The organism is Stenotrophomonas panacihumi (genome assembly GCF_001431645.1).
GTDB classification, from domain to species: Bacteria; Pseudomonadota; Gammaproteobacteria; order Xanthomonadales; family Xanthomonadaceae; genus Stenotrophomonas_A; species Stenotrophomonas_A panacihumi.
Genome location: NZ_LLXU01000013.1, coordinates 1 through 24,220 on the forward strand (window position 1 = coordinate 1; position 24,220 = coordinate 24,220).

The 24,220-nt window shown below is 69.4% G+C and carries 20 protein-coding genes; 10 read left to right on the forward strand and 10 right to left on the reverse strand.

All coding sequences use genetic code 11. From position 1 onward, the window contains the following. Nucleotides 1–454: 454 nt before the first annotated feature. The 8 genes from tsf to ARC20_RS00655 all read right to left on the reverse strand — a co-directional run bounded on the left by tsf (nt 455) and on the right by ARC20_RS00655 (nt 8,265). Nucleotides 455–1,333 carry a translation elongation factor Ts gene (gene tsf / locus ARC20_RS00620; RefSeq protein WP_057642782.1) on the reverse strand — a complete coding sequence of 293 codons (879 nt, stop codon included), beginning with the start codon at nt 1,331–1,333 and terminating at the stop codon, nt 455–457. Nucleotides 1,334–1,470: 137 nt separating this feature from the next. Then, nucleotides 1,471–2,280: a 30S ribosomal protein S2 gene (gene rpsB, locus ARC20_RS00625; protein ID WP_057642785.1), complete on the reverse strand. Its 810-nt coding sequence runs from the start codon at nt 2,278–2,280 to the stop codon at nt 1,471–1,473. Between the two features lie 235 nt (nt 2,281–2,515). Next, the gene (locus ARC20_RS00630; protein ID WP_057642788.1) at nt 2,516–3,220 is read right to left on the reverse strand and encodes a fimbrial biogenesis chaperone; all 705 of its coding nucleotides are present in this window, start codon (nt 3,218–3,220) and stop codon (nt 2,516–2,518) included. A 3-nt stretch (nt 3,221–3,223) separates the two neighbouring features. Further along, nucleotides 3,224–3,496: a hypothetical protein gene (locus ARC20_RS00635; protein WP_057642792.1), complete on the reverse strand. Its 273-nt coding sequence runs from the start codon at nt 3,494–3,496 to the stop codon at nt 3,224–3,226. A 94-nt stretch (nt 3,497–3,590) separates the two neighbouring features. Continuing rightward, nucleotides 3,591–4,607 (reverse strand): Csu type fimbrial protein, encoded by a 1,017-nt coding sequence (locus ARC20_RS00640; protein ID WP_057642795.1) that lies wholly within the window; start codon nt 4,605–4,607, stop codon nt 3,591–3,593. After that, the gene (locus ARC20_RS00645) at nt 4,604–6,904 is read right to left on the reverse strand and encodes a fimbria/pilus outer membrane usher protein (protein WP_161809450.1); all 2,301 of its coding nucleotides are present in this window, start codon (nt 6,902–6,904) and stop codon (nt 4,604–4,606) included. The genes ARC20_RS00640 and ARC20_RS00645 overlap by 4 nt, the downstream gene beginning before the upstream one ends. An 88-nt stretch (nt 6,905–6,992) precedes the next feature. Next, nucleotides 6,993–7,730: a fimbrial biogenesis chaperone gene (locus ARC20_RS00650; RefSeq protein WP_081417959.1), complete on the reverse strand. Its 738-nt coding sequence runs from the start codon at nt 7,728–7,730 to the stop codon at nt 6,993–6,995. Between the two features lie 10 nt (nt 7,731–7,740). Continuing rightward, nucleotides 7,741–8,265, reverse strand: a complete 525-nt coding sequence (locus ARC20_RS00655) for a Csu type fimbrial protein (protein ID WP_057642797.1) — start codon at nt 8,263–8,265, stop codon at nt 7,741–7,743. A gap of 248 nt (nt 8,266–8,513) precedes the next feature. Between ARC20_RS00655 and map the strand changes: the two genes are divergently transcribed. The 7 genes from map to ARC20_RS00690 all read left to right on the forward strand — a co-directional run bounded on the left by map (nt 8,514) and on the right by ARC20_RS00690 (nt 17,123). Further along, nucleotides 8,514–9,290 carry a type I methionyl aminopeptidase gene (gene map / locus ARC20_RS00660; RefSeq protein WP_057642800.1) on the forward strand — a complete coding sequence of 259 codons (777 nt, stop codon included), beginning with the start codon at nt 8,514–8,516 and terminating at the stop codon, nt 9,288–9,290. Further along, a complete protein-coding gene (locus tag ARC20_RS00665) occupies nt 9,287–11,899 on the forward strand; it encodes a [protein-PII] uridylyltransferase (RefSeq protein ID WP_057642803.1) in 2,613 nt (870 codons plus the stop codon). Before map ends, ARC20_RS00665 begins: the two co-directional genes overlap by 4 nt. Nucleotides 11,900–11,919: 20 nt before the next feature. Next, on the forward strand, nt 11,920–12,909 hold the full coding sequence (gene dapD, locus ARC20_RS00670) for a 2,3,4,5-tetrahydropyridine-2,6-dicarboxylate N-succinyltransferase (RefSeq protein WP_057642807.1): 990 nt from the start codon (nt 11,920–11,922) through the stop codon (nt 12,907–12,909). 5 nt (nt 12,910–12,914) lie between these two features. After that, the gene (locus tag ARC20_RS00675; protein WP_057642810.1) at nt 12,915–13,274 is read left to right on the forward strand and encodes an arsenate reductase; all 360 of its coding nucleotides are present in this window, start codon (nt 12,915–12,917) and stop codon (nt 13,272–13,274) included. 1 nt (nt 13,275) lies between these two features. After that, nucleotides 13,276–14,400, forward strand: coding sequence for a succinyl-diaminopimelate desuccinylase (gene dapE, locus ARC20_RS00680; protein WP_057642812.1), 1,125 nt, complete (start codon nt 13,276–13,278; stop codon nt 14,398–14,400). A 317-nt stretch (nt 14,401–14,717) separates the two neighbouring features. Continuing rightward, complete coding sequence (asnB, locus tag ARC20_RS00685) at nt 14,718–16,412, forward strand: asparagine synthase B (protein ID WP_057642817.1); 1,695 nt, start codon at nt 14,718–14,720, stop codon at nt 16,410–16,412. A gap of 255 nt (nt 16,413–16,667) precedes the next feature. Continuing rightward, a complete protein-coding gene (locus ARC20_RS00690; protein ID WP_146165877.1) occupies nt 16,668–17,123 on the forward strand; it encodes a hypothetical protein in 456 nt (151 codons plus the stop codon). Nucleotides 17,124–17,153: 30 nt separating this feature from the next. On the opposite strand, the gene ARC20_RS00695 is transcribed toward ARC20_RS00690, so the two are convergent. Further along, the gene (locus ARC20_RS00695; protein ID WP_057642822.1) at nt 17,154–19,514 is read right to left on the reverse strand and encodes a penicillin acylase family protein; all 2,361 of its coding nucleotides are present in this window, start codon (nt 19,512–19,514) and stop codon (nt 17,154–17,156) included. 154 nt (nt 19,515–19,668) lie between these two features. Here ARC20_RS00695 and bfr point away from each other — a divergent pair, with 154 nt between their 5' ends. Next, nucleotides 19,669–20,157 (forward strand): bacterioferritin, encoded by a 489-nt coding sequence (gene bfr / locus ARC20_RS00700; protein ID WP_057642825.1) that lies wholly within the window; start codon nt 19,669–19,671, stop codon nt 20,155–20,157. A gap of 79 nt (nt 20,158–20,236) precedes the next feature. Here the strand turns inward: bfr and parC are convergent, their stop codons facing one another. Beyond that, a complete protein-coding gene (parC, locus tag ARC20_RS00705) occupies nt 20,237–22,480 on the reverse strand; it encodes a DNA topoisomerase IV subunit A (RefSeq protein ID WP_057642828.1) in 2,244 nt (747 codons plus the stop codon). 267 nt (nt 22,481–22,747) lie between these two features. On the opposite strand from parC, the gene ARC20_RS00710 reads away from it, so the two are divergent. Both ARC20_RS00710 and ARC20_RS00715 read left to right on the forward strand, forming a co-directional pair. After that, a complete protein-coding gene (locus ARC20_RS00710) occupies nt 22,748–23,206 on the forward strand; it encodes a MarR family winged helix-turn-helix transcriptional regulator (RefSeq protein WP_057642831.1) in 459 nt (152 codons plus the stop codon). After that, nucleotides 23,203–24,220 (forward strand): efflux transporter outer membrane subunit (locus ARC20_RS00715; protein ID WP_057642834.1); only part of this gene is annotated, 1,018 nt, incomplete at its 3' end. The genes ARC20_RS00710 and ARC20_RS00715, both read left to right, overlap by 4 nt.

Below are 24,220 nucleotides of genomic sequence, written 5' to 3' on the forward strand. Positions count from 1 at the left end.
GGCAAAAGCAAAGGCAAAAGCCAAAGCGCTTGTCCTTTCTTCACTCCATCAATTCCCACATTGCCTTTGCTCCTTCGATCGCGGCTGAAGCCGATCGGTGCGGTGCACCGTGGGTGCGGCTTTGGATGTTGTCATCCGGTCGAGGGAATCTGGAGGGTCTGCGGGGAGGGCGCCCTTTCGGGACCGTTGGCGACATGGATGTCGCCGACGAGCCCCATGGATGGGTTCACGGCGTGTCCCGAAAGGGCGCCCTCCCCGCAGGCCGTGCACAAACCCACAAACAGCCGGCCAATATCGAAGGCCAACAAGCCTCGCACCCCGGTGGCAAAAAAAAGCGGCCGCCAGGCCGCCACCCAATAAATCCCAACCCCCGGAAAAGAAAAAAGCCGCAGGGGAAAACCCCCGCGGCTCTTCAATCAGCATCCCCTGCCAGGAAAGGCGGGAAAGCTCAGGCTCAGGCCAGGCCGGCCTGCTTCATCACTTCGGCGGCGTAATCCTCGACCACCTTCTCGATGCCTTCGCCGACCACCAGGCGCTGGAAGCCGACCACGTCGGCGCCAGCGGCCTTGACCACCTGCTCGACGGTCTTGTCGCTGTCCAGCACGTACGGCTGGCCGTACAGGGTGACCTCGTTGACGATCTTGTTGATCTTGCCCGAGATGATCTTCTCCAGGATCTCGGCCGGCTTGGCCTTGTCCTTCTCGGACATCTTGGCCAGCTCGATTTCCTTTTCCTTCGCCACGAACTCGGCCGGCACGTCGGAAGCCTTGTTGTGCGGCGGGTTCATCGCGGCGATGTGCATCGCCAGGCCACGGGCCAGCTCTTCGTCGCCACCGGCCACTTCGACCAGCACGCCGATGCGGCCGCCGTGCACGTAGGCTGCCACGGTGTTGGCGCTGTCGATGCGGGCCACGCGACGGATCTGCATGTTCTCGCCCAGCTTGGCGATCGCGGCCGCACGGGACTCTTCGACCGTCTCGCCCGACGGCAGCTTGGCGCTCTTCAGCGCTTCGGCATCGGCGGCGCCCGAGTTCAGCGCGGCCTGGGCCACGGCGTCGGTGAAGGCGATGAAGTTGCTGTCTTTGGCGACGAAGTCGGTCTCGGAATTGATCTCGACCAGCACGGCCTTGCCGCCGGCCTGCGCCGCGGCGACGCGGCCTTCGGCGGTGACGCGGTCAGCCTTCTTGTCGGCCTTGGCCAGGCCCGACTTGCGCAGCCATTCGGCCGCCGCGTCGATGTCGCCGGCGTTCTCGGTGAGCGCCTTCTTGCACTCCATCATGCCGGCGCCAGTGCGCTCGCGCAGTTCCTTGACCAGGGAAGCAGTGATTTCCACGGTATGACCTCGATGATTGCTTGCGGCGGGCCAGGGGCCGCCTTGGGAATGGGATGGGGCCTTGCGCCCCGGGCGACGGCCACGGCCGTCGCGGGCCAGTCGCCGCGCCAGCGTGGCGCGGCGACGTGGCAGGCCGATTACTCGGCAGCGGCTTCGTCAGCCTTCTTCGGCGCAGCCTTCTTGGCCGGGGCGCGACGGGCCGACTTGCCCTCGTCATTGCCGGCTTCGGTGAACTCTTCCTCGCGGACCGAGGCCGAATTCGGGGCGGCGGCCTTGCCTTCCAGCACGGCGTCGGCGGCGGCGCGGGCGTACAGCTGCACGGCGCGGATGGCGTCGTCGTTGCCCGGGATGGCGTAGTCGACCAGGGCCGGGTCGTAGTTGGTGTCGACGACCGCGATCACCGGGATGCCGAGCTTCTTGGCTTCCTTGATGGCGATGTCTTCATGGCCGATGTCGATCACGAACAGGGCGTCCGGCAGGCGGTTCATTTCCTTGATGCCGCCCAGCGAGGCTTCCAGCTTGTCGCGCTCGCGACGCAGGCCCAGCACTTCGTGCTTGACCAGCTTTTCGAAGGTGCCGTCGGTCTCGGCCGACTCCAGTTCCTTCAGGCGGGCGACCGACTTCTTCACGGTGGCGAAGTTGGTCAGCGTGCCGCCCAGCCAGCGCTGGGTCATGAACGGCATGCCGCAACGCTCGGCTTCTTCCTTGATGGAATCGCGCGCGCTGCGCTTGGTGCCCAGGAACAGGATGGTGCCGCGCTTCTGCGCGACGCTCGAGATGAAGTTCATCGCGTCGTTGAACAGCGGAACGGTCTTCTCGAGGTTGATGATGTGGATCTTGCCGCGGGCGCCGAAGATGTACGGGGCCATCTTCGGGTTCCAGTAACGGGTCTGGTGGCCGAAGTGGACGCCTGCTTCGAGCATCTGGCGCATGGTGACCTGGGACATTGCATGACTCCTGAGGGGGAACCGGCCGCGGAAAGTAGGTGCGGCCCGCCTTGCGGCGGTAAGGGTTCCGGGGTTGGGCTTCCCTGTCGTCTCCGTGTCGAACCCCTCGCGGGGCACCCCGGCACGGATGGTGGCGGCAGGTGTGGATTCGGCGCTGACGTGCGTCGTGGACGGTAGCGCCCGGGCGGGCGAACCGGCGAATGATACCGGCCCGGCCGGCGCGGGGCAAATCGACTCAGGGGCTGGCGGGAGCGGGCGGGGCCAGTTCGGCTTCGCCGAGTGCGTTCAGCCGGGCCAGGAAACGGCCGCCGGCATAGCCGCCGGCGCGGGTGGGCAGGGCCCAGCTGCGGGCCTGGCCGGGCAGGACGTAACCGGCCAGGTCGGCGTACAGGGCCTGGCGGTGGCCGGTGGCATCGACGAAGGCCAGGTCCGCCAGCCGGGCGTGCAGCGGGCCGGGATTGCGGACCCGCAGGCGCTCGCCGGCCGCATCGGCCACCACCTCGGCGACCAGCACCGGCCGCGACGGCAGCGTGTCATCCGGCAGCACGAACACGGGGGCCGAGTAGCGCAGCAGGGCAGGGCTGGCCGGCGCATCGCCGCGGCGCTGCTCGATGACCAGCCGGTAGGCGCGTTCCTCGCGCGCCGGCGGCGCGCCCAGCCGGACCACCCGCAGGCGCTGCTCGCCCCCCGGCGCGATATCGAAACGCGAGGGGCTCAGGGCCAGGTCGTCGGCGGGTTCCAGGTGGTCGGCATCGTCTTCCTGGCGCCATACATACAAGTGCGCCTCGGCCGGCCAAGGGGCCTGGCCATGGTTGGCCACGCGCACCGACGCCTGCGGCTCGCTGGCCGGGACGCGCACGGTGATCGGGCTCACGGTCAGCCCCTGGGCATGGCCCATGGCCGGAAGCAGTGCCAGCAGCAGCCAGGCGGAAGGGCGCATGGCTCAGAAGGTGTAGGTGGTGAACTCGGCCTCGTTCGCGTCCTGCTGGGGCGAGGGGGGCGTGAGGGCACGCAGCTGCGCCGGCGCAGGCAGGCGGGCATCGCCGCGGGCCTGCGGCAGGCCGTTGCCGCATTGGGCGCGTGCCCCGTCGGCCGCCAGCGGCAGGTCGCAGGCGCGCACCACGCGCAGGCGCACGTGCATCGACGTGCTGTCGGCGGCGAACAGCGGCGTGCTCAACGCGAGCAAGGCCGGCACGAACCAGAGGGAAGCTTTCATGGCAGCAAAGGGAAGGGAGCCACTGACGTTATCGGCGTGGCGTCACGCTTCTTCAGCGCAGGCCGGCGGGCGGCCTGAACCTGCCACGGCCGGTTCAGTAAGTGATCGTCACCGTCACCGTATCGCTGTAGCTGCCCGCCGCCGGCGCCTGCGGCGGCACGCGGCCATAGACGGTGACGCTCTGCGCGCTGCCGTTGCCGGTGCCGGTCTGGGTGTCTGTGCCGATGGTCGTGCCCCAGCGCTGCGCGCGGCCGCTGTCGCGGTACAGCTCGTAGCTGATGTAGTTGGTGGTGCTGCCCAGGCGCATGCGGCGCACGCTGCCGTTGGCGTTGGCGCCGTTGTTCAGGCCGATGTTCCAGGCGGTCTGGTTGGTGCAGGTCAGGCCGATGGTGGTGGTGCGGTCCAGGTTGCTGGCGATGGTGGCCGCCGTGACGGTGCCGAAGTCCAGGTCGCTGGTGACGTAAGTGCTGCACTGGGGCGCGACGCTCGCGGTCACGCTGAAGGGAAACGCATTGCTGGCGGTCTTGGCGCCGGTGACCGCGGTGGTGCAGCTGGCGGGCACGGTGGTGTCGCCGATGATGCTTTCGTTGTAGGCGTATTGAATGGTGGTGGCCGCCCCGCTGAAATTGCTGGTGTAACTGCCCACGGTGAGCGACTGCCCGCTCGGCACGCGCCCGTACAGGGTGACCTGCTGGGTGAGCGAGCCGCCGAGCAGGGGCACCGAGTAGGCGAGATCCACCACCAGCGGATTGGGCACGGTGGCATTGCCGGTAGCGCCCCATACCTGCGTGCGCGTGCTGTCGCGATAGATCTGGTACTGGAGGGTGTTGCTGCCGCTGCTCATGCGCCGCGGCAGGTACTGTCCGACGCCGCCGCTGCCGTCACCGATGCCGATGCACAACCGCACGCGCGCGCTGCCCAGCACTGCCAGCCCACCGGTGTTGCAGGTGACGTTGAAGGTGGTGGTGGCATCACGCACGGCCGTGGCGGTGACCGGGCCGAAGGCCAGCGTGGTGGGCTGCACGGTGCAGGTGGTATCGGCGCGCGCCGGCGCCGTCGCGCCCCAGTAGAGGACGAGCATGGCCAGGGCCAGCAGCCACCGCGTGCTCATGGCCCCTCCGGCACGCAGCGCAGCGGGCCGATCCGCGGCATCTCGCTCACGGTGTCGGCGGGATAGTCGAACACCACCTTGCACACGCCCTGCGGCCCGTCGACGCGCAGCACGTTGTGCGGCTGCAGCGTGTCCAGGTAGGCCTGGCCGTCGTAGCCGACGATCACCCCACGATCCTCCGCCCCGTCCTGCCGCACGTGGCTGCCCAGTGGCACCGGCTCGCCTTGCGCGTCGCGCAGCAGCAGCAATGCCGCGCGCACCGGTTCGACGCGGAAATCCACCCGTACGCCGGCCTGCTGGCGCGGCGTCACCTCGTCCTCGACGCGCCCCACGCGCACGTTGGCCGGCAGCTCGAAGGTGTCGATCGACAGCCGGTTGCGCTGCCACGAGCGCAGCGGCGTCACCAGCAGCACGCCGTCCTCGTCGGTCACGCCCACCACCCGGTTCTCCAGCCGCACCGGCACGCCCGGATAGCCGCCGGTATCGACCACGGCGAAGGCGTCGTAGATGTCGCGCGCGGCGAACACGTGCGGGCCCATCCACACCACGCTGCCGCTGGCGCTGGCATAGGCGTAGGTCTGGCCGCCCTGTTGCGCGGCGCCGGCGGCATAGCGGCCGGCATCGTTGAGCCAGCCGATCTCGGCCAGGCCGCCCCCCCCGTCGTCGCCGGCACGCGCCTGCACGCGCCAGCCGAATGCGCCGGCATCGCCATCGCCGGGCAAGGGGCGGGAAAGATCGGCCACCAGCGCCTGGCGGTCGCCATTGCGCTGCGCGGCCAGGTTGAGCTGGCGCTCGGCGCCAAGCGTGGTGGCCAGGGTGAGGTAGACGCTGCGATCGTCATCGTCGTCCAGGTTCTGGCTCAGCGACAGGCTCGCCGACCACGTCCGCGCGAAATTGCGCGACCAGAACGCGCTGAGGTAACGCGCGTCGCGCGCCTGCGGATACTTCAGCCCGACATAGCCCACGCTCAGCGCGCCGGCCCGCGGCAGGTTCACGCCGAAGATGGCATGGTCGCTCGCGGTGGCCGGCAAGGCGTCCTGCAGCGCGCCGAGGTCGCGATAGTCGCCGTGCGTGCGCTGGGTGCCGAGGTTCACGTTGAAGAAGCGGTCGCTCCATTCGTAATCGAGGGCGTACTGGCCGCCGGCCAGCCCGCGATACCGGCTGCGCGCGTACGACCCGCTCACCACGCCGCCACGCAGGCCCAGCAGCCACGCCGCGCCCATGCCGGCATTGCCGAGCCCGCCGCCGCCTTCGGCATGCGCTTCCAGCGTGACCTGGTCGGTGAGCCCGCGGCGCAGGCTGGCGCTGGCCACGGTGGTGTCGTCATAGGCGAACGAGCGGATGCCGTAGTCACTGCGCATGCGGCCCACGCCGAACGACCAGTCCGACAGCCCCTTGGCCAGCAGCTGGGTGGTGCCGTACAGGGCGAAATCCAGCGTGCGCACGCGGCCGAATGCATCGGTGACGACGATCTGCGCATTACCCACGCCGTTGATGCCGGGCTGGCTGGCCAGCTGGAACGGGCCGGCCGGCACTTCGCCGCTGTACTGCCGCAGGCCTTCCACGTACAGCTCCACGTTCGAGGGCACGGTGGCCTCGCCGAGGAACGTGGGCGTGGGCGTGAGCACGCGATACGGCTGCAGCGCGAAATTGCGGCCGATCTGGATGCCGCCCAGGCGCACGGTGCGGCTCCAGTCCAGGAAGCCGGCGTAGAAGTCGCCGACCTGCACGCTCAACGCGGAGCTGGGGAAATCGAACTGCCAGGTGGTGTCCAGGCGCACGTTCTCGTGCCGCCAGCGGTGGTCCTGCGTGGGGTCGGTGTAGGCCTGGGTGAGCATGGTGTTGCGCAGCACGCCGTTGCCCACGCCGAACACGCGCAACTCGGTGCCCATCGAGACCTGGGTGTCGCCGCCGGCATGGTTGGCATAGACGTCGTAGTTGAGCAGCACGCCGGGCGAGGCGCTGGCCGGCGGGCCGGCCTGCGCGGCTTCGCCGAGCCGGGTCGGCGGCAGCGTCAGCGCCGACCACGGCGCCGTCAGCGTGAGCCGCTGCTGGGCGGCGTCGTACTGCACGATCACGCCTTCGAGCAGCTGCAAAGGCAGCGTGTCCTCCGGCGCGCGACCGGGCAGGGCGAAGCCGATGTCGCGCAGGGTCGAGACGCGCGCCTGCAGGCGACCCTCGCGTTCGATGAAACGCATCAGCCCGCGCGGGCGGTCATTGAGGATCACCTCCAGGAACAGCGCCTGTTCCTGCGGGGCTTGCACCGGCAGCATGGGCGGTAGGTCGGCGGCGTCCATGGCTGCTTCGGACGCAGGCACGCCGCCCTCCGCCGGTGCGGCGAGCGCGCGCGCGATGCCGGTTGCCAGCAGCATCGGCCACAACGCCCTAGCGTGGCGCTGCGGCCAGCGGTAGCGGGCGTTGCGCCGGCTCACCGTTGATCCTCGCCAGCAGGGGGGAGCCCTCCACTTCGCGCAGTGCCTTGCCGAGCGGCCAGCGCATCGTTTGGCCAGGGAGCACGTAGCCGAGCAGGCCGTCCTGCAACGCTTGCGGCGCGCCGCTGCCGGCCAGTGCGAGGTCGGCGATCTGCGCGTGCCCCTCGCCGCTGTTGCTCACTTCCAGCACCGCCTCGCCCTGCGCGTTGGCGCTGAGGCGGGCCTGCAGGCGCGGGGCAGGAGGCTTGTCGCGGCCGTCGTTCGGCGTCAGGAAGATCGGCACCGAATAGCGCAGCACGAACTGGGTGCCGGTCTTGGCCGGGTCGAAGCTGGGCAGCTCGTCGACGATCACCCGGTAGCCGACCTCGCTGCCGGCCGGTGGCGGCACCGCGCGCACGACGCGCAGCAGCTGCTTTTCCCCGGCCGCCAGTCCGCGCATCGGCGGGCTGACCAGCAGGTCGTCGGTCGGCTGCAGTTCGTCACGGCCCTCGCGCTGCGTCCAGCGGTACACGCGCGCCTGCACCTGCATCGGCGCGCTGCCGCTGTTGGTCAACCACAGGCCATCGGCCTGTTGCCCGGCATGCAAGGTGATGGATGTCGGCGCCAGTTGCAGACTTGCGGCGCTGGTCGCCCCCGCGACCCCCCAGCCCATCAACGCCAGCCACCACGCCGTGCCCTTCCGCGCGGCCATGGGGCGGTCCCTAGTAAGTGATCGTGGCGGTCACGGTGTCCTGGTAACTGCCTGCCGCGGCGTTGGCCAGGCTCGGGTTGGCGACCCGGCCGAACACCTGGAAGGTCTGGTTGGCGCCATTGCCGCTGCCGCTCACCACGTTGTTGCCGGCCGTGCTGCCCCATACCTGGGTGCGGGCCGAATCCTGGTACAGCTGGTAGGGCACCAGGTTGTTGCTGGTCACCGTGGTGTCGGTGTTGCGCATGCGCCGGGTGGTGACGTCGTTGGCGGTGCCCGCGTTGACGCCGGCATTGAGCGCGATCGTGTACGGCGTCAGCGCGGTGCACTGCGCGGTGACGCTGCCGGCCGCGTCGGTGTTGCCGGTGGCGGTGGAGCTGACGGTGCCGAAGTCCACGTCGGTGGCCGCCGCGGCGGTGATGGTGCACGCCTTGGTGATGGCGATGCGCACGTTGAAGGTGGTGGTATCGGCGGCCTGGGCGGCCGGGATCATGGCCACCAGGCTGGTGGCGAGCACTGCGGTGGCTAGGATGCGCATGGGAACCTCCGTGACCGGGATGGCACGCAACGAAGCGGCATGCCGTGGATGGGCATTGAGATGCTGCGTGCCCGGTTGTAGGTCGCGTGGAGTGCAGTGCGCGTGATGATGCATTCATCTAAGTGGTTGAATGCAAAGGAAATCGTGAGCTGCGTCAAATTAAAGGGCGCGTTCTTGCCGAAAGCGCGCATTATTTGCCGGAAAAGTGCCTCGTTCAGAATGTGGCGGGATCGGCGATAATCGCGGCCATGACCGTGAACCTCAAAACCCCGCAGGAAATCGAGCTGATGCGGGTGGCCGGGCGCCTGGCCGCCGAAGTGCTCGACATCATCACCCCGCACGTCAAGCCGGGCGTCACCACCGCCGAGCTCGACCGGATCTGCCACGACCACATCATCAACGTGCAGGGCGCGATCCCGGCCAACGTCGGCTATCGCGGCTTTCCCAAGACCGTATGCACGTCGGTCAACAACGTCATCTGCCATGGCATCCCGAGCGAGGCCAAGGTCCTGAAGGACGGCGACATCGTCAATATCGACGTCACCGTCATCAAGGACGGCTGGCACGGCGACACCAGCCGCATGTACTACGTCGGCACGCCGTCGGTGATGGCCAAGCGCCTGGTCGAAACCACCAGGGAAGCGATGTGGCGCGGCATTCGCGCGGTGAAGCCGGGCGCCACGCTCGGCGACGTCGGCCACGCCATCCAGCAGTACGCCGAGGGCGAGCGTTTCACCGTCGTGCGCGAGTACTGCGGCCATGGCATCGGCAAGGTCTACCACGACGAACCGCAGGTGCTGCATTACGGGCGCCCGGGCGACGGCCTGGTGCTCAAGCCGGGCATGACCTTCACCATCGAGCCGATGATCAACGAAGGCACCCGCTACACCAAGGTGCTGCCGGACGGCTGGACCGTGGTGACCAAGGACCGCAAGTTGTCGGCGCAGTGGGAGCACATGATCGCCGTCACCGAGGACGGCGTGGACGTGCTGACGCTCTCGCCCAACGACCCCGGCCACGCGTGAGCGGGCTGCCGGCCGCCGCTGTCCCGGACCCCGGCGTGGCCGGGGATGGCGACTGGGCGGCGCAGGCCAGGCTGCTGCTCGAACAGGGCGACGCGCGGCTGGCGCGTCGCTTCGACCAGAACGACGACATCGACCGCCTGGTCGCGCTGCGCGCGCGCGCGGTCGACCATTTGATCCGCGACGCCTGGCGGCGGTGCGTGCCGGCCGGCGCCGGCCTGTCGCTGCACGCGGTGGGCGGCTACGGACGCGGCGAACTGTTCCCGCGCTCGGACATCGACATGCTGGTGCTCGGCGAGCCGGAAGCGCAGCAGGCGAACGAGGCAGCCATCGCGCGCCTGTTCGCGCTGCTGTGGGACGCCGGCCTGCCGGTGAGCCACGCGGTGCGTTCGGCCGCGCAATGCACCACGGCCGCGGCCGACCAGACGGTGATGACCGCGCTGATCGAATCGCGCCCGCTGATCGCCGATGCGGCGGCCAGCGCCGCGCTTGCCGAGGCGATCTCGCCGGCGCGCCTGTGGCCGCCGCGCGAATTCTTCATCGCCAAGCGCGAGGAACTCCTGGCGCGGCACCAGCGCTTCGGCGACACCGCCGACAACCTGGAGCCCGACCTCAAGGATGGCCCCGGTGGCCTCCGCGACCTGCACACGCTCGGCTGGATGGCGCTGCGCGCGTTCGGCGTGCATGACCTGGAGGCGCTGGTCGGCCTGGGCCACCTGGGCCAGGACGAAGCCGTCGCGCTGCGCCGCGAGCGCCGCGAACTGGCGCGGCTGCGCTATGGCCTGCACCTGGTCGCGCATCGTCCCGAGGAGCGCCTGCGCTTCGATTACCAGAAGACCCTGGCCCAGCGCCTGGGTTATGCCGACGACCCGGAAAGCCTGGGCGTCGAGAAGATGATGCAGCGCTTCTACCGCAGCGCCGGCCTGGTGCGGCGGGTGAGCGATCGCCTGCTGCAGCGCTTCGAGGAGCAGTTCGACGGCGAGGCCGTGCCGGTGTCGTTGGGCGAGGGTTTCTCGCTGCGCCGCGGCTACCTCGCCGCCGACGATGCCGGCTGGCCGCACCGCGACGTGCTGCAGGTGTTCGCGCTGTTCGCCAGCTGGGCGGCGCATCGCGAAGTGCGCGGCCTGCATTCGCTCACCGCGCGCGCGCTGGCCGAGTACTTGCCGCGCCTGCCGTCCTATGAAGATGCCTCGCCGGCGGCGCGCGAGCGTTTCCTCGGCCTGCTGCGCGGCCCGCGCGCGGTCGAGACGCTCGGCCGCATGGCGCGGCTGGGCGTGCTGGGACAGTGGATTCCCGCCTTCGCCCAGGTCTCCGGGCGCATGCAGTTCGATCTCTTCCACGTCTACACCGTGGACCAGCACACCTTGATGGTGCTGCGGAACATCGCGCTGTTCGCCGGCGGCCGCGCCGATGAGCGCTTCTCCATCGCGCACGAAGTGTGGCCGCGCCTGCGCAAGCCGGAGCTGCTGCTGCTCGCCGGCCTGTTCCATGACATCGCCAAGGGCCGCGGCGGCGACCATTCCGAACTCGGCGCGGTGGACGCGCGCGTGTTCTGCCAGGCGCACCTGCTCAGCGACAGCGACACCGACCTGGTGGCATGGCTGGTGGAGCAGCACCTGCGCATGTCGGTCACCGCGCAGAAGCAGGACATCTCCGATTCGGAGGTGATCCATCGCTTCGCCTCGCTGGTCGGCAGCCGCGAGCGGCTGGATTACCTGTACCTGCTGACCTGCGCCGACATCGCCGGCACCAGCCCCAAGCTGTGGAACGCCTGGAAGGACCGCCTGCTGGCCGACCTGTACTTCGCCACGCGCCGCGCGCTGCGCGACGGGCTGGAGCATCCGCTGCCGCGCGAGGAACGCCTGCGCGAGGCGCGCGAATCGGCCCGCACGCTGTTGAACGTGCAGGGGCTGGACGACGCCACCATCGACCGCCAGTTCGCCGGCATGCCGGACGAAAGCTTCCTGCGCTTTCGCCCCGAGCAGCTGGCCTGGCAGGCCGCCTCGCTCACCGAGGTGGAGATCGGCGACACCCTGGTGAAGGCGCGCCGCGCTGCGCCGGACAACGACGCGCTGGAAGTGTTCGTCTATTCGCCCGACCGCGACGGCCTGTTCGCCGCCATCGTGATGACGCTGGACCGCAAGGGCTACGGCATCCATCGCGCGCGCGTGCTCGATGCGCCGAACGCGGCGATCTTCGATACCTTCGAAGTGCTGCCCGCCGACACGTATGCCGATGGCGACCCGGAAGCGCTGGCCTTCGCCCTGCGCGAAGTGCTCGCCGGTGACCTGCAGCGCCTGCGCCCCTCGCGACGCGTGATGCCGCGCCAGCTGCGGCACTTCCGCTTTGCCCCGCGCATCGACTTCAACGACAGCGCCGGCGGCCGCCGCACGCGCCTGAGCCTGGTGGCGCCCGACCGCCCCGGCCTGCTCGCCGATGTCGCCCAGGTGCTGCGCAGCCAGCACCTGCGCGTGCACGATGCCCGCATTGCCACCTTCGGCGAACGCGCCGAGGACCAGTTCCAGATTACCGACGAGCATGACCAGCCTTTGCCCGAAGCCTCCCGCGAGGCCCTGCGCGAAGCGCTGTCTGCCTGTCTCGACCCCCAGTGACGCCCGGAGATTCACCTTTCATGGCCAGCAAGCCCGCCCCGAAGAAGACCGCCCCCAAGACGACCGCCGCCAAGGCGCCGGCGAAGAAAGCCACCGCGGGCAAGGTGGCGGCCGCCAAGGCGGCGCCGGCCAAGCCGGCCGCGCCGAAGAAGAGCCTGCACAAGCCGCCGGTGCCGGGCCACGAGGAGCTGAAGTTCACCATCGAGAGCGCGTTCGAGCGCCGTGGCGCGCTGACGCTGGACGAGATCGAAGGCTCCACCAAGCCGATCGTCAACCGCGTCATCGACGGGCTGGAGAGCGGTGAGTTCCGCGTCGCCGAGCCGGACGGCCACGGCGGCTGGAAGGTCAACGAATGGCTGAAGAAGGCCGTGCTGCTGTACTTCCGCGTCAACGACATGGGCGTGGTGGACGCGCGCCCGGCGCCGTTCTGGGACAAGGTCGAATCGCGCTTCGCCGGCTATGACGAAGCGAAGTTCCGCAAGGCCGGCGTGCGCGTGGTGCCGGGCGCGATCGCCCGCCGCGGCAGCTACTTCGGCAAGGACGTGGTGCTGATGCCGAGCTTCACCAACATCGGCGCGCACGTGGGCGAGGGCACGATGGTCGATACCTGGGCCACGGTGGGTTCGTGCGCGCAGATCGGCAAGCATTGCCACCTCTCCGGCGGCGCCGGCATCGGCGGCGTGCTCGAGCCGCTGCAGGCCAGCCCGACCATCATCGAGGACCACTGCTTCATCGGCGCGCGTTCGGAAGTGGTCGAGGGCGTGGTCATCGGCCACCACAGCGTGATCGGCATGGGCGTGTTCATCGGCCAGAGCACGCGCATCTACAACCGCGCCACCGGCGAGATCTCCTACGGCTACGTGCCGCCGTACAGCGTGGTGGTGTCCGGCTCGCTGCCGTCCAAGGACGGCACGCACTCGCTGTACTGCGCGGTGATCGTCAAGCAGGTCGATGCCAAGACCCGCGCCAAGACCAGCGTCAACGACCTGCTGCGCGGCCTGGCCGAGTAAGCGCGATGGGCACGACGATCCTTGGCCTGAAGAACTGCGACACCTGCAAGAAGGCGACGAAGTGGCTCGACCGCTTCGGCGTCGCCTACACGTTCGTCGATTACCGCGACAACAAGCCGAGCCCGGAGACGCTGGTCGACTGGGCCGGCCAGGTGGGCGGGTTCGACGCGCTGGTGAACAAGTCGTCCACCACCTGGCGCCAGCTGCCGGAGAACCGCAAGGCACCCGGCAGCGAGGCGGAGTGGAAGCTGCTGCTGCGCGAACACCCGCAGCTCGTGCGCCGCCCGGTGGTGGTCACCGACGACGGCACGGTGACGCAGGGTTTCAGCGACAACGGCTTCAAGAAGCGCTTCGGCATCGCCTGACATGTCCGACGTCCTCGACCTCACCCGCGACCTGATCGCCCGTCCTTCGGTCACCCCGGAGGACGCCGGCTGCCAGGCGCTGATCGCCACGCGGCTGCAGGCCGCCGGCTTCCACTGCGAACACCTGCGCCTGGGCGAGGTGGACAACCTCTGGGCCACGCACGGCAGCGGCGCACCGGTGCTCGTGCTGCTCGGCCATACCGACGTGGTGCCGCCCGGCCCGCGCGAGGCGTGGGCGAGCGATCCGTTCGCGCCGCAGGTTCGCGACGGCGTGCTGTACGGGCGCGGTGCGGCGGACATGAAGGGCAGCGTCGCCGCGTTCGTGGTGGCGGCCGAGCGCTTCGTCGCCGCGCGCCCCGACCATGCCGGCACGCTGGCCGTGCTGCTCACCTCCGACGAAGAGGGCGATGCCATCGATGGCGTGCGCCATGTCGCGCGGCTGTTCGCCGAGCGCGGGCAGGGCATCGACTGGTGCATCACCGGCGAGCCGTCCTCCACCGCGAAGCTGGGCGACCTGCTGCGCGTGGGCCGCCGCGGCAGCCTCTCCGGCACGCTCACGGTGAAGGGCGTGCAGGGCCATGTCGCCTATCCGCACAAGGCACGCAACCCGATCCACCAGGCCGCGCCCGCGTTGGCCGAGCTGACGGCGCGGCACTGGGACGATGGCTACGAAAGCTTCCCGCCGACCAGCCTGCAGGTTTCCAATATCCATGCCGGTACCGGCGCCAACAACGTGATCCCGGGCGAACTGCAGGTGGCCTTCAACCTGCGCTACAACCCGCATTGGGATGCGCCGCGGTTGGAAGCCGAGATCGAGGGCCTGCTGCATCGGCACGGCCTGGCGTTCGAGCTGCGCTGGCATCGCAGCGGCGAGCCGTTCTATACGCCGGAAGGGCGCCTGCGCGACGTGGCGCGGCAGGTGCTGGGCGAATTCGCCGGCGCGCCGCCGGAGGAGAGCACGGGCGGTGGCACCTCCGATGCGCGCTTCATCGCACCACTGGGCGCGCAGTGCATCGAGGTGGGCCCGGTCAATGCGAGCATCCACCAGGTCGACGAGCATGTCGCCGTGGCCGACCTGGAAGCCCTGCCGGACCTGTACCAGCGCCTGGTCGAACGCCTGCTGTGAGCGCCCGGGGTGCCCGGCCCCGGCTGATTCGTTGCCGCAGAAACGGTTGCGCGCCCTGCGGGGACGGGTTAGCGTCGGCTCCATGCTTCGCCTGACCGCCCTCGTTGCCAACAACAACAACCGCAATAATCTGCGCGCGAATAATCGTGCGCGGCCGATGCGGGTCTGCGACTAGGCAAAGCAAGCAACATACGCCCAGTGACCAGAAAACCCGCATCGGCCGATGCGGGTTTTTTGTTGCCCGCACGTCCATGTCATAGGTGTCCGGTCGAGGGAATTCCTTTCGTTTCCCCGACAACTTCAAGGAGCTTTCCGTCATGTGTTCGATCTTCGGCATCTTCGACCTGCAATCCGGCGACGACACCGGCGCGTTGCGCCGCCAGGCGCTGGACCGTTCCCAGCGCCAGCGCCATCGCGGCCCGGACTGGAGCGGCGTCCATGTGGGCGAGGGCGCGATCCTCGTGCACGAGCGCCTGGCCATCGTCGACCCGGCCGGCGGCTCGCAGCCGCTGCTGTCCGAAGACGGCCAACTGGCGCTGGCGGTGAACGGGGAGATCTACAACCATCGCGAGCTGAAGGCCGAACTCAAGCAGCCGTATGCGTTCCAGACCGGCTCGGATTGCGAGGTCATCAACGCGCTGTATCGCCAGGACACCCCGGCTTCGTTCCTCAACCGCCTCAACGGCATCTTCGCCTTCGCGCTGTGGGACAAGGCGCGCGGCGCGGCGCTGATCGCGCGTGACCCGATCGGCGTGTGCCCGCTGTACTGGGGGCACGACCAGGAAGGGCGGCTGCGCGTGGCCTCGGAAATGAAGGCGCTGGTGGAAGATTGCGCGGACGTGGCGCAGTTTCCGCCGGGACACTACTTCGACACCGCCAGCGGCGAGCTGGTGCGTTACTACGAGCGCCCGTGGCGTGACTATGCGGCCGTGGAGGGCGTGTCGGTATCGCCGCAGGAGTTGCGCGAGGCGTTCGAGCGCGCAGTGCATCGCCAGCTGATGACCGACGTGCCCTATGGCGTGCTGCTGTCGGGCGGGCTGGACTCCTCGCTGGTGGCGGCGGTGGCGGCGCGCTATGCGCGGCATCGCGTGGAAGAAAACGACCAGGTGGAGGCGTGGTGGCCGCGGCTGCATTCATTCGCCATCGGCCTGAAGGGTTCGCCGGATCTGGCCGCGGCGGCCATCGCGGCCGAATCGCTGGGCACGGTACACCATGGGTTCGAGTACACGTTCGAGGAAGGGCTCGATGCGTTGCCGGAGGTGATCCGGCATGTGGAAACCTACGACGTGACGACCATCCGCGCCTCGACGCCGATGTTCCTGCTGGCGCGGCGCATCAAGGCGATGGGCGTGAAGATGGTGCTGTCGGGTGAGGGCAGCGACGAGATCTTCGGTGGCTATCTTTACTTCCACAAGGCGCCGAACGCGCGCGAATTCCACGAAGAACTGGTGCGCAAGCTGGATGCGCTCTACAACTACGATTGCCTGCGCGCGAACAAGTCGATGATGGCGTGGGGCGTGGAGCCGCGCGTGCCGTTCCTGGACGTGGAGTTCCTGGAAGTGGCAATGCGGATGGATGCCGCGCACAAGATGGTGGGCACGCGGGCCGATGGTTCGCGGCGCATCGAGAAGGCGGTGTTGCGCGAGGCGTTCGAGGGGTATCTGCCGGATTCGATCCTGTGGCGGCAGAAGGAGCAGTTCTCCGATGGCGTGGGCTACGGGTGGATCGACGGGCTGAAGGCGCACGCCGAGGCGCAGATCAGCGACCGGGTGCTGGCGGCGGCCGAGCGTCGGTTCCCGCACAACCCGCCGCAGACGAAGGAGGCGTACTACTACCGGCACATCTTCGAGCAGTTCTTCCCCAGCCATGCGGCGGCGGAGACGGTGCCGGGCGGCAAGTCGATCGCATGTTCCTCGCCGGCGGCGATCGCGTGGGATGCGAGTTTCGCGAAGATGGCCGACCCCTCGGGGCGGGCGGTCGCGGGCGTGCATGAGCAGGCGCTTGCGGGGTAACGTCGTGCTGCGCGTTGGCCTCTCCATCGCCACGCGCAGCGCCCGAGCGGCAGGCCCTTTCGGGACATGCCGTGAATCCATCCCTGGAGGCTCGTAGGCGACATCCATGTCGCCTACGGTCCCGAAAGGGCCTGCCGCCCGGACGCTTGATCGTGCGTCGCGGGGGGAGGGGAAAGCAGTCTTGCGCTCGGATGGTTCGCTGCGCCCGAAACACGACGGTTTGGTAACGTGGCGGCGTGTCGTGGGAGAACAGTCGTGGCGCGTTTGAATGGATTCTGGTTTGCCGGCTTGATGACCCTGGTCGGCGTTGCGCCGGTCTCGGCTGCCGACAACATCCTCAAGGTCGGTCCGGTGCAGGTGGGCGATTCGGAGGCGCAGGTACGAAGCGCGCTGGGCAAACCCCTGCGCTCATCCCGGCACGAAGGATTCATCACGCGGGTGCTGCATTACCCGGGTATCGACGTCGGCTTTGATGACGCCGACTTGGGGGAGGTCGGGACCGTTGCCGCGATCGAAGCGACAGGGCCTCGCTACTGCTTTGACGGTTGGTTGTGCCCCGGCATGTCGTATGCCGAGGCGAAAACGCTCGCGAGATCCCGCGGCGGGACGGTCGAGCACGATGGCATCACCGTGTACGGCGATTCATGTTGGATCGTCGTCAGCCAGGCGCGGGGGCGGGTCTCCGCCGTGGAGATGAGGTGCCAGCCCTGAGCCTGCATGAGCGCGGATCAGAATTCGCGACTACTTGAGCATCAGTGTGTAGACCGCCGGTCCCGGCAGGAACGGCGTCGGCTTTCCTTCCGCCCAGTCCGCGTGGCCCGAGCCCCAGAACGGGGAGAGCGGGTGGCCGCTCTGGCCACCGGGCATGTGGATGTAGCCCTGGTCTTCGTGGCCCGGTGCAACCACCATCCGCTCCGAAGCACCGAACGCCGGGCCCTGCACGCGGGGCATGTCGCGGTCGCCCGGCAGCGGCTGGGCCGGCATGCACAGCGCCGGCCGCACGAAGGCCGGCAGCGCCCGCGAAATGGGGTGGCAGATCGCGGTGGTATTGCGCTGGCCCCAGGTCCAGTCGGTCGGATCCGGGGATTCGGCCGTGAGGTCGTGTTCGGTCTGGCGCGCGGCGTCCACCAGCAGGGCGTCCCAGCTGGCGAACGGCGGCGGCAGCAGGTTCGCCGGGCGCTGGCGCAACATCGGCCATGCGACGCCTTCCAGCTGCGCGCGCGGGGGCGGCAGGTAGGCGTCGCCGAGTTTCTCCTGCGCGGTGGCGGTGAGGCCGGCGAGGATGCGGTCCAGCACCTGGTCGCGGAACGCTCGCACGACGCGATAGCTCACTGAGCCGGTCGAGGCGCGGCCATCCCACTGGCGCGAAGCCACTTCCAGCCGGCGCAGCGAGGGATCTTCGCTGTTTTCCACCACCTGCCGCAGCAGCGGCCACCAGCGCTGCAGGAACAGGGCGCGGTCGTCGAGCTGGATGGCGAGCAGGTCGCGTTCGTTGAAACGCTCGCGCGCATAGAGGTCGTCGCGGATCTGCCGCGCGCGGGCGCCCAGGTCATAGCCGCCGTTGCCGACTACCGCCAGGGTGGTGTCGTCGACGATGCGGTTGTTGGCGGTCCACAGGCGGTGGTCGGTGGGGTCGATCAGCGCAGGCGCCTGGTTCGTGCGCAGCGGCCACGGGGCGCATGGGGCAGGTGTGCCCGAGGCCATCGGGTCGATTTCGATGCGGCCGGGCTGGCAGCCGGGTCCGCGGTCGGGGCGCGCGCCGATGACGCGCCAGGCGATGCGCCCGTGGCGGTCGGCCAGCATCAGGTTCTGCGCGGGAATGCCGGAACGGTCGGCGACGGCGAGCGCCTGGTCGAGGTCGCCGGCACGCGCCATGTCGATGAAGTCCAGGCGCACCGCGCCGGGCAGCTGGGCCGCCCAGCGCAGGGTGAGCAGGCTGCCATCGGCCTGCTGTTCCAGCACCGGGCCCCAGTCGCTTTCGCGCACCGGGAAATCCACCGGCGCGCCGCCGGCCACTTCGATCTTCTCGTCGAACGTGCGCAGGCGCGCGGCATCGGCGGCGGGCAGGCGCGCGTAGTCGGCGGTGTCGATGTAGCTGTTGGTGAAGCCCCAGGCGACATGCCCGTTGCTGCCGACGATCACCGCCGGAATGCCGGGCAGGGTGAAGCCGGAGACATCCACGCGGCCACCCGGCGCGCGCGGATCGGGATAGCGCAGTCGCGCGCGGAACCAGATGTTGGGCGCGCGCAGGCCCAGGTGCATGTCGTCGGCGACGATGGCGCGGCCGTCGGCGGTCAGCGCGCCGCCCACGGCGAAGTTGTTGCTGCCGACCACGTCGGCCTGCGGTTCGGAAGCCGATGCGGTGGCCGGCGCGGTGGTGTTGCGCAGGTCCAGCTGGGTGGCATCGGGCAGCGAGGCATCGCCGTGCGGCGCGCCCAGCAGCGGGGCGTCCCAGTTGCTGCCATCGTGTGCGATCAATGCATACAGCGCCGGCGGCATCACCTCGCGCAGGCGCGAGAGCGACAGTTCGCGGCGGTTGCGGTTGTCCTGCAGGTCGCCATACATCGCCAGGCCGACGAGGATCGAATCGTCCAGCGCCCATTCGCGTGGCGCCTGCCGCAACAGCAGGTAGGGCCACGGACGGGCACGCAGGGCCTGCAGGCCCGCGTTGGCGCCGTCGCGATAGGCTTCGAGCATCGGCCGCTGCGCGCCCAGCGAGGCGTCGAGATGGGCGTCCACGCGCGCGCGCAGGCGATGCACGCGGTTCTGCTTGTCGGTGTCCACCGCGGCGGCGCCGAACAAGGCGGACAGTTCGCCGGCCGAAACGCGGCGCATCAGGTCCATCTCGAAGTAGCGTTCCTGCGCGTGCACGTAGCCGAGCGCGCGCAGGGCATCGGCTTCGTTGGCGGCGTCGATGGTGACCACGCCGGCGGCATCGCGTTCGATCTTCACCGGCGCCGAAAGTCCCGGCAGGGCCTGTTCGCCTTCCAGCGTGGCCAGGCTGCCGCGCAGCGTCCACCACGCGGCCAGGGCGGCGAGCAGCGCCAGCACGAGAAGAAGGAGGGCCGCACGCAGCAGCCAGCGCCCGACGGTTTTGCGCATGTGAGTTTCCCCCTGGATCCGCCCGATTGTATGTCGGCGCGATGCGCGATGTGTGGCGGCCGAGCGCCGCGCCCAATGAAACTGATTCCGATTAGAACGCGGGCCGTCCGGATCGGGCACCATGCGCGGCATCGCAACCCCCCAGGAGTCCGCCATGAAAGGCCACCCCGAAGTCGTCGAACGCCTCAAGCAGCTGCTGCGTGGCGAGCTGGCCGCGCGCGACCAGTATTTCCTGCATTCGCGCCGCTACGAGGACCAGGGCCTGCACGCGCTGTACGAGCGCATCGGCCACGAGATGGAGGAGGAGACCGAGCATGCCGACGCGATCCTGCGCCGCATCCTCTTCCTGGAGGGCGACCCGGACATGCGTCCGCTGCCGTTCGAGCCGGGCAAGACCGTGGTGGAAATGCTGGAGCGCGACCTGGCGGTGGAATACGAAGTGCGCGCCAACCTCGCCTCGGCGATGAAGCTGTGCGAGCAGCACCAGGATTACGTCAGCCGCGACATGCTGCTCAAGCAGCTGCGCGACACCGAGGAAGACCACGCGTGGTGGCTGGAGCAGCAGCTCGGCCTGATCAAGCGCATCGGCCTGGAGCTCTACCAGACCTCCAAGATCGACGGCAGCGGTTCGGTTTCCGAATAACGCCCGGTCGCGTCGCAGGGCACCCTTCGCGGTGCCGGAAGTAGAAGGGCGCGCCATCGGCGCGCCCTTCGTTTTTGCCTTACTCCACGTCCAGCCCGTCGACCTTCTGCCAGCCACGCGGCAGCAGGTGGCCGCGCGTGGCGCGTGCGCCGACGTAGGCGTCCAGGTCCTTGAACGAAAGGTTCATCGTGCGCGCGCCGCTGCGCACCAGCAGCGTGTTGCCCGGCGACACCGCCGCCACCGCCACCACGCGCTCGGTGGCGAGCTTGGCCTTGGGGATGTCGATGATCTTGTTGCCCTTGCCCTTGTCCAGCTCGGGCAGGTCGGCCGCGGCGATCGCCAGCAGGTTGCCCGCGCTGGTCACCGCCACGATGCGGTCGCTGTCCACCTTGGCCACCGCCGCCGGGCGCAGCACCTGCGAACCCGGGGTGAGGTTGAGCATCGCCTTGCCGGCCTTGTTGCGGCCGGTGAGGTTCTCGAAGCGGGTGACGAAACCGTAGCCGTGCGAGGACGCCAGCACGAAGCGGCTGTCGTTCTCGCCGGTGGCCATCACCTGGAACGAGGCGCCGGCGGCCGGCGAGAAGCGGCCGGTCAGCGGTTCGCCGTTGCCGCGCGCCGAGGGCAGGGTATGCACCAGCGTCGAGTAGCTGCGGCCTTCCGTGTCCAGGAACGCGACCTGCTGCGTGCTGCGGCTGCGCACCGCCTGCAGCAGCCCGTCGCCGTCGCGGTAGGACATGCCGGCCGGGTCGACTTCGTGGCCCTTCGCGGCGCGGATCCAGCCCTTCTCCGACAGCACCACCGTCATCGGCTCGCTGGCGACCAGCTCGGTCTCGTCGATGGCCTGCGCGGCCTGGCGCGCGACCAGCGGCGAACGACGCGCGTCGCCGAACTTCCTGGCGTCGGCGGTGAGCTCGTCCTTGATCATCTTCTGCAGCTTGGTCTTGCTGGCAAGCACGGCGAGGATCTGCTCGCGCTCCTTGGCCAGCGCGTCCTGCTCGCCGCGGATCTTCATTTCTTCCAGCCGCGCGAGCTGGCGCAGGCGGGTTTCCAGGATGTACTCGGTCTGCTCCTCGGAGAGCCCGAAGCGGGCCATCAGCACCGGCTTGGGCTCATCCTCGGTGCGGATGATGCGGATCACCTCGTCCAGGTTGAGGAAGGCGACCAGCAGGCCTTCCAGCAGGTGCAGGCGGCGCTCGACCTTCTGCAGGCGGTGGTTGAGGCGGCGGGTCACCGTGTCGCTGCGGAAGGTCAGCCACTCGGTCAGGATCTGCTTGAGGTTCTTGACCTGCGGGCGGCCGTCCAGGCCGATCACGTTGAGGTTGACGCGGTAGCTGCGCTCCATGTCCGTGGTCGCGAACAGGTGGCCCATCAGCTGCTCGGCATCGACGCGGTTGGAGCGCGGCACCAGCACCACGCGCACCGGGTTCTGGTGGTCGGACTCGTCGCGGATGTCCTCCAGCCACGGCAGCTTCTTGGCGCGCATCTGCTGGGCGACCTGCTCGATCACCTTCGAGGGCGAGACCTGGTACGGCAGCGCGGTCACGACGATGTTGCCGGCTTCCTTCTGGAACGTCGCGCGCGCACGCACGCTGCCGTTGCCGGTTTCATACATCGCGCGCAGGTCGGCGGCCGGGGTGATGATCTCGGCGGTGCTCGGGTAGTCCGGGCCGCGGACGTTTTCGCACAGGTCGGCGACGGTGATGTTCGGATCGTCCAGCAGGCGGATCAGCGCGCTGACGATCTCGTTGAGGTTGTGCGGCGGCACGTCGGTGGCCATGCCCACCGCGATGCCGGTGGTGCCGTTGAGCAACAGGTGCGGCAGGCGCGCCGGCATCCACGAGGGTTCCTCCAGCGTGCCGTCGAAGTTCGGCGCCCAGTCCACCGTGCCCTGGCCGAGCTCGCCCAGCAGCACTTCGGCGATGGGCGTGAGCTTGGATTCGGTATAGCGCATGGCCGCGAACGACTTCGGGTCGTCCGGCGAGCCGAAGTTGCCCTGGCCCTCGATCAGCGGGTAGCGGTACGAAAACGGCTGGGCCATCAGCACCAGCGCCTCGTAGCAGGCGCTGTCGCCATGCGGGTGGTACTTGCCGATGACGTCGCCGACGGTGCGCGCGGACTTCTTCGGCTTGGAGGCCGCGTTCAGGCCCAGCTCGCTCATCGAATAGACGATGCGGCGCTGCACCGGCTTCAGGCCGTCGCCCAGGAAGGGCAGGGCGCGGTCAAGCACGACATACATGGAGTAATCGAGGTAGGCGCGCTCGGCGTATTCACGCAGCGGCAGCTGTTCGAAGCCATGGAACGTGGGGCGGGTGAGATCGGTCATGCGACGGTGGTACCTGTGGAAGGCGCCGCGGCGTCAGGCCGCTGGCGCGAGGCGGTCGATTATCCGGATGCGGCCGGGGATGCCAAGCCGGGCGCGGCCTCCGCGGGCCGGCGCCGGCCAGGCCCGGCGGGTCGCGGCAAGGTGCCGTCCGCCCATTCAGGTTCACGTCCCGCCCGGCGCGGTCATCCCGCCAGTGCAACGCAGCATTTAATTCCAATCGAGATATTTGCGTTGACAAATATTCCAGTTGGAAGAGAATACGCCGCCATGAACTGCCCTCCGCTCACCGACAGTCCCCTGATGCCGCCCAGCTTCGGCCTGCTGCTGCGCCAGGTCCGCGACGGGCTGGTGCGCCAACTGGATACCGAAATGAAGGGTGCGCTGCCGGACTTCGGCTTCAGCCACTACGTCGGCCTGAAGGTCCTCGCCAGCCACTCGCCGTGCACCGCCAACGAGCTGGCCCAGGCGCTGGACCAGACCCCGAGCGCGGTGACCCGCCTGCTCGACAAGCTGGAAGCGCTCGGCTACGTGCGCCGCGAACCGCACGCGCTGGACCGCCGCGCGCTGCAGATCGTGATGACCGACGAAGGCCGGCAGATGTGGGTGCAGCTCAAGCAGCGCGGCGATGCCGCCATGGACTACGCCCTGCGCGACCTGACGCCCGATGAGCGCGAGCAGCTCATTTCCCTGATGACCCGTGTACGCGACTCCCTCAATTCCCCATGACTTCCATCTCCCCTGACATTGCGAATGCCGGCCGTGCCCTGCGCCCGCTGGCGATCAGCCTGTTGACGCTGGCCCTGGCGGCCTGCGCCAGCAGCCGCGGCCTGGCGCCGCAGGACCATCCGCGCGACCCGGCCAGCCTGCATTCGGAGCAGGCGCTGGGCCAGGCCGGCCTGAGCCCGGCCGACTGGCCGGCCGCCGACTGGTGGAAGGGCTTCGGCGACGCCCAGCTCGATGCACTCATCGACGAAGCCCTGCGCAACAGCCCGAGCCTGGCCGCGGCCGACGCGCGCCTGCGCCAGGCGCAGGCCCAGGCCGGCGGCGTGGATGCCGAGCGCAAGCCGAGCCTGTCGGTTTCCGGCGGCTACACCGGCCTGCAGCTGCCCGAATCGATGGTCGGCGACGAAATGGGCGGCCACTACGCCGGCAGCGCCCAGGGCGTGCTCGACTTCAGCTACGGCGTGGACCTGTGGGGCGGCAAGCGCGCCGCCTGGGAAGCGGCGGTGGACAACATGCATGCCGCGGAGATCGACGCGCAGGCCGCGCGCCTGAACCTGTCGGCGGCGATCACCGAAACCTACACCCAGCTCGCCTACGCCTGGCGCCTGCTCGACGTGGCCAACGACGAACTGGCCCGCGCGCAGAAGACGCTCGACCTGACCCGCCAGCGCCGCAACGCCGGCATCGACAGCGACCTGCAGCTGCGCCAGGCCGAGGCCCGCGTGCCGACCTCGCGGCAGCAGGCGCAATCGGCGCAGCAGCAGATCGACGAAGCCCGCAACGCCCTGGCCGCGCTGGCCGGGCAGGGCCCGGACCGCGGCCTGCAGATCCAGCGCCCGGCCCTGCCGGATCCGCTGCTCGCGCAGCTGCCGAGCGTGGTGCCGAGCGAACTGCTGGGCCATCGCCCCGACGTGGTCGCCGCGCGCTGGCGCGTGGAAGCTGCCGACAAGGACGTGCGTTCGGCCAAGACCAAGTTCTACCCGAGCTTCAACATCACCGCGCTGGGCGGCGTGGTCG